This window comes from Mesomycoplasma bovoculi M165/69, from assembly GCF_000524555.1.
Lineage (GTDB): Bacteria > Bacillota_I > Bacilli_A > Mycoplasmatales > Metamycoplasmataceae > Mesomycoplasma > Mesomycoplasma bovoculi.
The window spans coordinates 291,124-303,297 of the sequence record NZ_CP007154.1 but is presented as its reverse complement, the minus strand read 5'-3'; the positions used below and the strand labels follow the sequence as shown (position 1 = coordinate 303,297).

The 12,174-nt window shown below is 30.5% G+C and carries 6 protein-coding genes and 2 tRNA genes; all 8 read right to left on the bottom strand.

Annotated features, from left to right (window positions below):
- Positions 1–159 precede the first annotated feature (159 nt).
- The 8 genes from MYB_RS01340 to ptsP all read right to left on the bottom strand — a co-directional run bounded on the left by MYB_RS01340 (position 160) and on the right by ptsP (position 11,469).
- On the bottom strand, positions 160–2,421 hold the full coding sequence (locus MYB_RS01340; protein ID WP_022935009.1) for a putative immunoglobulin-blocking virulence protein: 2,262 nt from the start codon (positions 2,419–2,421) through the stop codon (positions 160–162).
- A 68-nt stretch (positions 2,422–2,489) separates the two neighbouring features.
- On the bottom strand, positions 2,490–4,430 hold the full coding sequence (locus MYB_RS01335) for a transketolase-like TK C-terminal-containing protein (RefSeq protein ID WP_022935008.1): 1,941 nt from the start codon (positions 4,428–4,430) through the stop codon (positions 2,490–2,492).
- A gap of 168 nt (positions 4,431–4,598) precedes the next feature.
- Entirely contained in the window at positions 4,599–5,738 is a 1,140-nt protein-coding gene (locus tag MYB_RS01330; protein ID WP_022935007.1) for an Mbov_0400 family ICE element protein, read from the bottom strand.
- Positions 5,739–6,146: 408 nt separating this feature from the next.
- On the bottom strand, positions 6,147–7,820 hold the full coding sequence (locus tag MYB_RS01325) for an Mhp366/Mhp367 family surface (lipo)protein (RefSeq protein WP_022935006.1): 1,674 nt from the start codon (positions 7,818–7,820) through the stop codon (positions 6,147–6,149).
- Between the two features lie 194 nt (positions 7,821–8,014).
- Positions 8,015–8,983, bottom strand: coding sequence for a 6-phosphofructokinase (gene pfkA / locus MYB_RS01320; RefSeq protein WP_022935004.1), 969 nt, complete (start codon positions 8,981–8,983; stop codon positions 8,015–8,017).
- Between the two features lie 63 nt (positions 8,984–9,046).
- Positions 9,047–9,122: transfer RNA gene (locus MYB_RS01315), tRNA-Lys, on the bottom strand.
- Between the two features lie 3 nt (positions 9,123–9,125).
- A tRNA-Leu gene (locus MYB_RS01310) sits at positions 9,126–9,211 on the bottom strand.
- A 539-nt stretch (positions 9,212–9,750) separates the two neighbouring features.
- Positions 9,751–11,469, bottom strand: coding sequence for a phosphoenolpyruvate--protein phosphotransferase (gene ptsP / locus MYB_RS01305; RefSeq protein WP_027121663.1), 1,719 nt, complete (start codon positions 11,467–11,469; stop codon positions 9,751–9,753).
- Positions 11,470–12,174: the final 705 nt, after the last annotated feature.

The following is a 12,174-nucleotide window of genomic DNA, read 5'->3' as shown; positions in this document are numbered from 1 at the left end:
TATTAGTTTGATATTTAAAATTGTTTTAAATTTTATCTATTTAATTAATTAGAAAGGCATAATATTCATAATTATTTTATGGAACAATACATTCAAAGTATTGTTAGACAAGAAATAGATATTTTCTTGAAATTATTTTCAAATTAATTTTTCTTATTTTTAATTTGAAGCAGTGCTAGTTGCGACTTCAATCGGCACTCCTGAAATAGAAGAACCTAATTTTTCTTTGACTTCTTGACTGCTTACTACAATTTTGTTAAAAGTTTTTGTCTCATCATTATTTGCTGCTGAGACAAATTTTTCTAACTCATCTTTTACATCATCTTGAATTTGACTAGCATTTCCATCTAAATAAAATGAAATATCCTTAAGTACTTGGCCATTTGCATCTTTAATATTTATAGTTGGTTCTTTATCATCTTTGTCAGCTAGTCGAGTTGTAAATTGAGCTTCATGAAAATCACTAATTTTTGCTTCATAAACATTATGCCCATTTTTTTCAGTAGCTCCAAATGTAACATTATTAAATGTAATTGGATTTGGTTTTTTATAACTTATACTTGGATCAACTTCATATTTTCAGGTTTTGATACGATCATCAAAATCTTTATCTAAACTTGCAAAGTCAATATCTTTAAGAGTTTTTATACTAGTTGAATCTGAAAAATCAAGATTATCAGGATAATCACCTTTTTTTAATGTTTTTCCTCAAAAAATTTTTTGATAAGCTTTGCTATCGAAAACTACTTTAAGTCCTTCATTAACTTTTGTGATATCATCACTTTTGTCTCAACGCAATGTATTAAAAATTATTGATGAAGGAATTTTTTCATTTGGTTGTCTATATAAATCAGGATCTTGAGCATCAAAGTAATCAAAACTAACTGAATCTACATTTTTAAGAGCATTTGGATTAATTTCTCATTTTGGGTCTGTAGCATAAATTTTAGTATTGTTTGTGTACAAAACCAATTCTTTAAGATGATGATTTTGCAAAGCACTAAGACCTTTGAGTGAGCTTGGATCATCAACATACAAATTAAGACCTTCGATGCTTTTTGGTAAGGCTTTTATAATTTCACTAATGTCTTGTGTATTTGATTCACCAATGTTTTTAATAGTCACTATGCCAAGGTTAAGTTTGTCACCTTCGGTTTTAAGAAGTGAGGCAAAAGAATCAAAAGAAGCTTTATCACTAGCATTCAAAGTAATTTGGCGAACTATTTTTTTGTCAAAAAGAATATATTTAGAGTACTCTTGGACAGATATATTTGTCCCATCAATGCCAGTAATACCTTGAGTTTTCACTTCATCACTAATATCTTTTTTAGTTCAACCTTTAAAAATACCTCTATTAATTTCATCTGGAGTTCTATCTTGATAGCCAGGTATTTTTAATACTCGTTCACCATTTTGTGCAATACCTTGCCTAACTATAGGATCATTTGATGGGTTAGTTCATTCTCAATCAAAAGGTGATTCTTGTGATGGAAGTCTGCCTTGTTTTAAATAAATAATTTCTTCTGGTGTAAACGAATTGACATCAAAATTTTTTAATTTATCAAGTTTGTCTTCTTCTTTTTTGATGTCATCTTCTCATGGTTTTTTCTCGCTTTGATAAGCTTGATTGTATTGTTCAATAGAAGATTCACTTTGTTGCTGGTTTTTCAACTTTTCAATAGTTTCTTTGTAAGATTTTTCCATTCCATCAACATAATCATTTAGATATTTTAATTGCTCTTCAGCTCGTCTAGTTGCAACTTCTACCGCCTTTGTTCGACGAGACTCTGCCAAATCTTTGAGTCTATCAATGTCACCTTTAGCCACAGAAGATGGTAAACTTAAACTAGTTGTAATTTTTGGAACCACATCTGCAACAATAGGTGCTGTACTAACTTTGGGTTGTGAAATCACTTTAATTTGCGGTTGGGGAGTTGGTGTAATCACTGGTGCTTCAACAACTTTGGGTTTTATTTGACTTTTAACCTCTGTAACTGTAGGATCTGGTTCAGTTATCGGTTTATCTTCAACTTTAGCTTTAGGAGGTGGTGGGCTTACCTCCACATTTTTAATAATTTTAATTTCTTTTTTGGGTGGTTTGATAACTTTGGGTGGCTCTTCTTTTTTGATTTCTTTCTTTTTCGGTTCTTTAGTTTGATCAGTTTTAATTATCACTGGTGGTTTTTTAACAACGGGTGGTTTGATAAACTTCGAATTAGAAACTGGACTTGAAAAACCATTGTCATTTGGTTTGTTTTTCAAAATAATTGAAGGTGCCAAAGATGAATAATAAACATTAGGGGTAGATCCAATTTCAAAATTATTAGATGATTGTGAAATAGCAAAAAAAGAAGGTAATGCCACTATGGCACCCACTAGTCCAACAATAATTTTAGTTTTTTTAGTTAATTTTAAAATCATACAAAACAACCCTAACCTTCAAAATTGCTATTTAATTATAATTTTTTTTTTTTTTACATAAAAAATACCTATTTAGTAGGCATTTTTTTTAAAAATTCATTTATTTTGACAATAAGACTTGTTGCTAAAAAGCCTTGGTGCTCATAAACAACATCTCCTGGAGCACTTTCACCAAAATTAGCAGCAAGGTGAGCTTCAAAACGAGTGAAGCGAGCTAATTTGTACCAAAGTGAATCATTTGTGGCTTCAATGGCAAAAGCTGGTTTTTGATTAATTTTGAGCTTAGCAATTAAATCGTGATTATCTACAAGTCCTTGCAAGTAAGGTACTGAAATTACATTGGCTAAAACTCCTTGTGATTCATAGAGTTTTTGTGCAATTTCAACTGCTAATTGCACTTCTGAACCAGAAGCTAGCAAACTAATGTCAAAGTTTTGGTGCTCAGAAATTAAATAAGCTGGCTGAAAATCAGCTGGCGCTAAATTAAATGACTTAATGTCTTGGCGAGTTGTAATAATGGCACTTGGCTCTTCTAATTTTGCAAGAGCAAACTGAAATGCAGCTAGCATTTCAGACTCGTCACAAGGACGAATTACATGTAAATTAGGAACTAGCCGGAGCATCCCAACCTGGTCAACAGGTTGATGAGTTGGACCATCACCGCCAACTTGATAAGAATCGTGACTATAAACAAATAAGGCTGGCAATTTCATAAGTGCAGCCATTCTAATAGCAGATTTGGCATAATCTGCAAAAGTTAAAAAGGTTGAACTAACTGCTCGAAAGGCTTTACTATAAAGCATAATTCCATTATTAATGGCTGTCATGGCAAACTCACGAATTCCATAGACAATATTTTTCTCAGGCGCTAATTTCACTCTAGTGGCTGCAACTAAATCAGCACTTCCACCAACTAAAAAATCATACTTATCTAGGTTGGCGAAAATTTGACCAACATAATTTCTGGTTGCAACATTAGAATTGGCGAAATTAATTTCGCCAATTTCATAATTAATTTGGCCAGAAATGAGTTGCTCAAATTTAATGAAATCAGCTGGGTAATTTTGTTTGTAAGTTTCTAATTTAGCAACTCATTTTTTGTAATTCTCTTGTTTTTGAGCCATCATTTTTTGACCTTCTTCTAAAAATTCTGGCTCTACAAAAAATGGAGTTGTATTTTCAAGTCCCAAGTTAGTTTTGTACTCAATACTTTGCTGGGTATTTAAAAATCCATGATGACCTGCTGGCTTGTTGGCCACTGCAGTTCCGTAAGCAATTATTGTTGGCACTTGAATATAAACTGGTGAATCTGCCAATTTTGCTTCAGCAATTGCTTTTGAAATTTCGGCAACATTGTTGCCTTTTAAAATAAGGGGTTTAAAGCCTATGGATTCAAAATACTTTGCAAAATCAACGTTGTTGACAAGTGAACTTCTTGAATCAATTTGAACATCATTGTAGTCATGGATAACAATTAAATTTTTAAGCTTGTTGGTTCCGGCAAAAGCAAGTGACTCCAAACCAACACCTTCTTGAAAATCACCGTCGCCACAAAGAGCATAAACGTAATGATCAATGATTTGCAAGTCAGTTTTGTTAAATTTGTTTGCTACAAATTTAGCAGCATAAGCCATCCCAACTGCCATTGCAAGCCCCTGGCCAAGTGGGCCTGTTGAAGCATCAACATAGTCAAATTTGTCAATTTCTGGATGAGAAGGTGTTTTTGAACCAAATTGTTTGTGCTTTCTAATATCATCATCTGAAAGCAAGCCTAAAAAACGATAAACACTATAAATTCCAGCAGAACCGTGGCCTGCTGAAAGCACAAATCGATCTCGATTGATTCATTTAGGTTGACCTGTTTGAATTTGAGAAAAATTCAATTCTTTAGCAACTAAAGTATAAAAAATTTCAGTTGCTCCAAGGGCCATCCCGATGTGACCATTTCCAGCACCATTTATCATATCAAGGGCTAAAGCCCGCAAACGAGCAATTGTTTTAGTTTCCATAAGACTCCTTTATTTTATTATTTGTCTATGTAATTATAGCATTAATTGATTGCAAAAATAGAATTTAGAAAACCAAAAATTAACTTACAAAAATAAACAAAAAGAGTAAAAATTAAAGCAAATTTTTACTCTTTAATTTTATAGTTGTTTATTTTTATAAACAACTAACTAAATTCTATTTTTTATCTCGTTGTCAATTATGGAAATGTCATCAATGCAATATCTATATTTTATAAATTCAGCCGCACATTCATTTGAACTTCAATTAAGATTTTCAAGGCATTGCTCAAAATAGTGATGATATTCTTGATTAAAGTGGCCAGCTAACACTCAATCATAAAGCTTATTTTGCTTATAAGCCTCTTTTAAAGCAACAAGTTGCTCATTAGTTACGTGTTTAAAAAAGTATTTTAGTTGGTTATTTTTTAATTTGCTTGAATTTATTTTATATTCTTGCTCAAAAGTTAAATTATTACCAGGTTGCTCTCAAGGTGTTGCTAAACTGGCTCAAATATGGGCATCCTTGAGTTTAAAATTGTTGAACTGTGCATCATTGATGATATTTTTTTCTACCTCTTTTTTAATTTCTACCATTGTAAGTTCTTTATCAAGTAATTTATAATCTTGAATAAATTGATAAATATGGTCCAAAATTCGATATTGCACTAAACTATCTTTAGTTTCTTTCAAAGCACTTTCAACAATGTTAAGCTCATTTATTTGTTTGTTTTTTTTATAATAAGCATCCTTTGATTTATCAGCCATTCTTTTTTGATCTTTATCAATTAAATTGTTGTATCAATTGCTTTCTTGCTCTCAACTTGATTGGCTAGCATATAATAATTCTGGTTTGATAATAGGATTATCATTTTTATCATAACCATCTACACTAATTTCCATCAAGGAAATGTGGTTGCTTTTTAAATTTTCTTCAATTTTGTTAAGAATATCCATAGAATAGTTAAAAGGCAATTCTCATGCTTTTGGAAATTTATCACTTCCATAAGCTTCTAAAAATTGATCTTTGTCTATTTTAAAAATTTGTGAGCAATCTAGGTAACTATCTTTTTTAAACAAATAGTTTTTTAAAGTTGCACCAGCAGGAATTAAAATTTCAGAATTAAATTTTGGGTTTTTATTTGACACTGCAATATTATCTTTTTTAGTTCTTGCTTTGACATAATAATACATATCCTCATCACCATTGTATCAAACAACAACAGGATGTATACCTATGGGTTGTTCATAAATGTTAAATGTAATAACATTTTTTGGCATATAAGGGGCAAATGTTTTAGGCACCATCATAAAAACTCCTAGGTATTATTTAATTATTATCACAACTACTTTGTAACAAACAAATATTATTATGAATTCACTATAGTCATTATACTATAAACCGGCTATAAACCAAATAAATTTAGTTAATTAGTATTGAAAAGATTACAAAATATTAACATAACTTGAATTTAATTTATATTCACAAAAACAAAAATAATATTTTTTGCTTTGCTTTTTCAAAAATTTAAGGTATAATAATCTTGATTTCATAAAGATATTATGAGATTTTAAATAATCATTAAATAAATGATATTATTTAAATACCTGGCATATGATAGCCCTTTCTCATAATAATTCTAGCAACTGGTGCGCCGGTATGAAACTAAACCCCTTTTATATAAAAGGGGTTTTTATTTTCACTTGAATGTTGGTTTACTAATTAGTTTGAACAGTAATTGGTGTGTTAGTTGTGATGTTGGAAATTAAATTGTTTTGATTTAATTTCAATTGCTTACTAGGATAAAATTTTTCTATTTCTTTTTTCAAATTATATTTTTCAGTTACAAAAGGAACCCCACCAGAAATTGCAATATAAGTGTTTAAATTATCGTAAAATTCAACTTCATCATCAGCTTCAGTTTTTTTAGATTTACCTGGTTTGCTTACAATATTGTCTTTAACAGGTGGGGATGTTTTTTTACCAGCTAAAAGTCCAAATGCGTTTAAAAACTGCAATTCACCTTTGGCATTGAAAACTCCACTTCCACTTGCTCCTGGACCATTAGTTGTGTAAAAAAATAAAGCAACCGATTTAGTATTAGCTTGAATTGTAGAAGCATAGACTCCTTTAAAAATGTTTTTAATGGGTGTTCCTTTAGGTCAAAATAATGAAACCATTTTGTCATAGTCACTATCTCCTATTTTTCATAACTTATCTGAGATAACAACTGATTTGGCTTGTGCCACACTCTTTCAAAAACTAATAAAATTTTGATAATTACTTAAAAATTTATCTTTTATTTTATCAATTACATCTTGATTGCTAAATTTAATAGTAGCTTGGTTCATCTCTGGTGACTTGCTAAAAAAATCTGCTAAATTTTTAATATCTTCAATAAATTTTTTATGTTTAAAATAAAATAAAGCAACATCTACGTTTTTGTTATCAAATTTTGTTTCAACCTCAAAATAAGGATTTAAAAAATTTTTTAAAAAATTAATCTGATTTTCAGTTTGAACATCTTTGTTTTCAGCTTTTAAATCATGATTTTTGATCTCAGACAAGTTTTTTTCAATTGTTTGTTTGACATAAAATAAAATTCCTAAATCGTCATATTCTATAGTATGAATTTTGCCATTGTCATATCATTTAAAAATGTCACTTTGTGGAATATTTCAAAAATTAACTTGCTTATTATCATCTTTGATTCCAGTTTTTAAAACATGTTTGTTAGTAATTAGTAAAGTTTTCTCAGCACTTGCATCTAAAATAGTTGCTGTCCCATTTGCTATGCGAATATTTCTTTTAAAAATATTCTCATTTCTTAAATCAACACTATTAATTTTTTGAGTATAGACACCAATTTGATCCAAATTATAAATAAATGGGCGATTCTTTTTGTCAAAAATATTAAATTCTTGATTTAGAATTTTATCTTTAGTTTGTTTATCGGCCAAAATATGATTTTCAATATTAGGCTCATTTAAATTATAAACATAAAGACCATCATTAGATTTGCCTAAATAATACTTATCATTTTCTTTGCCAACAAAATTATTACCAAAATCAAGTTTAAAACTTAAATGATTTTTAGGTAAATCAGCTTTCATAGATGCTGCTCTATCTAAATCAAATTTTGTAATTGGTGTGAATTTACTTAAAGTCTTTTTGTTTTCTTGATCTTCTTGCTTAGTTTCAGTTTTTGTAGGTGGTTGACTTTTTGGCTTATCAACTTCAACAGGTTTTGGTTCAACTTTGGGTTTTGAGTTTTTTGGTTGCTCTGGTGTTGCAAAATACTTTACAACAACTTTGTCATAAACAAAATAACCAGCAACTCCTAAACCAGCAAGTGAAAATATTACAATTAAAAATTTAAAAAATTTGTTCATAATTTTGTGCCTAAGATAATTATAAATTATTATTAGTAAACAAAAAACCACTAATTCGTAATAGTGGTTTTTAAAATTATTGAGCTGCTAGTTTTTTAGCATTTAATTTTTTGGCAAGTTTAGAAGTTTTTAAACGACGTAATTCTCTTCTTTTTGCCATTTGTTCACGACGAATTTTACGCATTGGTCTCCTTTTATGATTGATTAATTTTGCTAAGCTGTTTAATTATTTTAGCATTATCTGTGATTTTTGTATCAAAAACATCTTCAAGTGGAGTAAAGTTGATTTTACCATCTTTGAATCCTACGGCTAGTCCAGAATTCCCATCAATTAGCGCTTCGACAGCTTTAATACCCATTTGTGCTGCTAGGATTCTATCAAAAGCAGAAGGTCTTCCACCACGTTGTAAATGACCTAAAACAATTTCGCGAGTAGTAATTCTAGTTTTTTTCTCAATAAATTGTGCTAGTTCCTTAAGATTTTCTAAAACATTTTCACTAACTGTGATAACAACACTTTTTTTACCTTTGGCAAATTGTTTAGCAACTTCAGATGCTATTTCTTCTTTGGTAGGCACAAATGTGTTAGTAATGATGATTTCAGAACCTGTTGCAAGCGCTGAATAATAAGCTAGATCTTGACAATGGCGACCCATAACCTCCACTATAAAGCAACGTTTATGTGAAGCTGCTGTGTCTCTTAATTTATCAATTGATTCAACAATTGTGTTAAGAGCAGTGTCAAATCCAATGGTATAGTCTGTGTGGGCAATGTCGTTGTCAATAGTTCCAGGTAGAGCCATTACTTTTAGACCTAGTCTATGAAGTTCATAACCACCTTTGTATGTCCCATCACCACCAATAACAATTAGTGCATCAACATTTTCTTCTTCTAAAATACCTTTGGCAATTACCTGAACTTCTTCTTTTGCAAATTCGGGGTATCGAGTTGAACCTAAAATAGTTCCACCTTGACTATCAAAGTTGTAAGGCCAATGAGTTGTATAGCGTACAAATTCACTTGAAAAAATTCCACTATAACCTTGCTCAATAGGCAAAACTTTAACATTATATCTAGCTGCTGTTTTTAAAATCGCAGCTATAGCACTGTTCATTCCTGGTGAGTCACCGCCTGAGGTCAAAACAGCAATTCTTTTAACCATAACTTTCCTTTCCCAAAACCTGTAAATAATAAAAAAATCATAAAAGTTGGTCACTTAATGAAATGGTACGCCCTAGAGGATTTGAACCTCTGACCCAATGATTAAAAGTCATTTGCTCTACCTGCTGAGCTAAGGGCGCACTTGGTGCTCGAGACTGGACTTGAACCAGCACGGGAATACTCCCAAGGGATTTTAAGTCCCTTGCGTCTACCATTTCGCCACTCGAGCTATAAATACTACTTTTATGATTTAAGATATTTTAACACTTTTTTTCATTTTTTGAGTAAAAAAGTTTTTTTTAACTTTTGTATTTAAAATTTAATTATTTCTACAAAAGCAAATATCAAATTATAGCACATTTTTATTTTTTTAATAATTTTTTTTTAATTTTTTTATTTTAGAACAATCAACAAACAAAACTAATTGAATTTTGATTAGTTTTAAAAGACTATAATTTTGAATTTAATGAATTATTTAATTCTATATTATTATAAACTTTTTTATAAAATTTATAAATTTTATTTTTATTTTTATTTTGCAAGTATTTTCCAAAACCTTAAATCTGACCAAGTTTTGAGATACATTATAAATAATAAAAAAACTAACCAAATTGCTCTGGTTAGTTTAGTTAAATTAATAAACGAATTCTCACGTTTACTAACATAGATTCAAATAATATTATAAACTATTTTGAAAAAAAATTGAAAAATTTCCTATTTTTTTTTTTTTTTAAAAAAAAAAAATATCTATTATTTTAATAAATATATTTAGTTAGGTAAAATCAAACCTAGGTGTTCTAAATAACTTATTACTTGATCTTCAGTTTCAAATAAAGTTGTTTTTTGTGCAATATTAATAAGTTGTTTGTACTCTAGTGTTGAAATGAGTTTTTTAACTTTGTTGATACTTCCAGCTGACATTGAAAATTCATCAAGGCCTAAACCTATTAAAATTGGTACAGCATGAATATCACCCGCCATTTCGCCGCACATTCCAACTAGTTTACCATGCTTGTGAGCAGCGTCGATAGTCATTTTAATGAGTTTTAAAATCCCTGGATTGAGTGGTTGGTAAAGATAAGAAACTTTTTCATTCATTCGATCTGCAGCCATTGAGTATTGGATTAAGTCATTGGTTCCAATTGAGAAAAAGTCAACATGGTGGGCAAACTGGGATGCCATAATAGCAGTTACTGGAATTTCTACCATAATTCCTAATTTGATTGCCTCACGAGGCGCAATTTTGTCATTGACTGCTCTAACTTCTTTGTAAACAGTGTTAAAAATTGCTTTAGCTTTTAAAAACTCATCCACAGTGGCAATCATTGGAAACATAATTGCTAGGTTTCCATATTGTGAAGCACGAATAAGTGCTCTGAGTTGAGTTTGGAAAATATCAGTTTTGTCAAGTGACAATCTAATTGCCCGGTAACCTAAAAATGGGTTTAATTCTTTGTGAAATTCAAAGTATTTTAAAGTTTTGTCGCCACCGATATCTAAAGTGCGAACAACAACTTTTTTACCATTCATTAGTTCTAAAATTTTCTTATAATTTTGAAACTGTTCTTCTTCGGTTGGTCAGTTTGAAGCATCCATATATAAAAACTCACTACGTACTAAACCAATTTCATCAGCATTAGCCTTTAGTGCACCATAAGTGTCTTCAACTGAACCAACATTGGCAGCCACTATTACTTTGTGGCCATCTTTAGTCATTGCTGGTTTATTTAAAAACTCATCTAATTTAGCTTGTTCTTGTTCGTATTGGGCCAGTTGATTTGCAAAATCAGCTTTTTGCGCCTCAGTTGGACGGGCAATTCCTAGACCTGTATCACCATTGAAAACAATTTCATCGCCTGTGTACATTTCATCAACTTCACTACCAACTCCAACTATGGCTGGAATTCCCAAACTACGAGCCATAATGGCTGAGTGGGAAGTTCTTGAACCAATTTTAGTCACAAAACCACGCACATGCTCATTAAGTTGAGCAGTATCTGATGGAGTTAAGTCATGGGCAACAAGTACAACATCTTTGTCAATGGCTGAAAGATCTAAAATATTAATGTTTAAGATATTTTTTAAAATTCGAGTAGTGACATCTTGAATATCTACAGCTCGTGCCATTAAATATTCATCTTTAGTATCAAGCAAAACAGCAATGTTTTGTCTAGCAGTTTCTTTTAGAGCATAAGCTGCATTGTAATTTTGCTTAATCATTTTGATAGTATCTTCTTCAAGCGCTGGATCGGTAGCAATTGAAATGTGAGCGTCTAAAATTTCTAACTCTTGTGCTTTTAAACGTTTAGCTTTATCTTTGATTTGTTCGATTTGAACTACAGTTTTTTTCACAGCATCTTGAAAAATTTTAATTTCAGCTGCAATATCTGAGATTTTAGTGTCTTTAACATCAATTTTAGCTTCATCTAATTTTAAAATATGTGAAATTGCAACTCCGCTTGAAGCTGAAATTCCTGAAAAAGGCAGTGGATCAAATGAACGTGTAGGTTCTAATTTAGGAGCTGGTGCTGGTTCAGGAGTTGGTTGAACTTCAATTTCAGGTTCTGGTTCTGGCACATATTCTTCTTCATCTGGTTTTCCTGTTTCAATCAAGTAGTTCATTAATTTTACAAGTCTACCTAGTTCAACAATAATTTGAGAATCTGAAAAAAATGGTTTAAGAATTTGGCTAAAAGGTTCGAAAAGAATGTAGTCATAAACAGCGTGATTAGTTATTAAAACGCCATCTTGATAAATGTAGCTTGAGTGAATTTTGTCAGGTGTTTGTTTAATAAATTGCTTTAGTAGCATATTCATAAAATTACGCACTAAAGCACGAGTTCCATTACCTTTGCTAATTTGGTTGAGTAAGGCAATATCTTTTTTAGGCAAATTTTTGTTTGCAAAAGCTAAAATTTGCCGCACTAATTGAGTTTTTTGATTGTTTTTAATAATTTTGGCAACAAAAAGAGTGTCTCCAAAAGCAGAATTACGTAAAGGAATTCTTTCAGTAACTCTGTTTAGAATTTCACCTTTTGGATTTTTGACATTGGTATGAGTGCGCACAAATTCATTTAACAATTCAAAAGGTGTATCAATTTTTGAAAACTCTCAATTTTTGTATTTATATTTAATAATTTCTGCCATAATTCTCCTTTAATTTTGTTTATAGAATAAACTAAAATTGTAGCA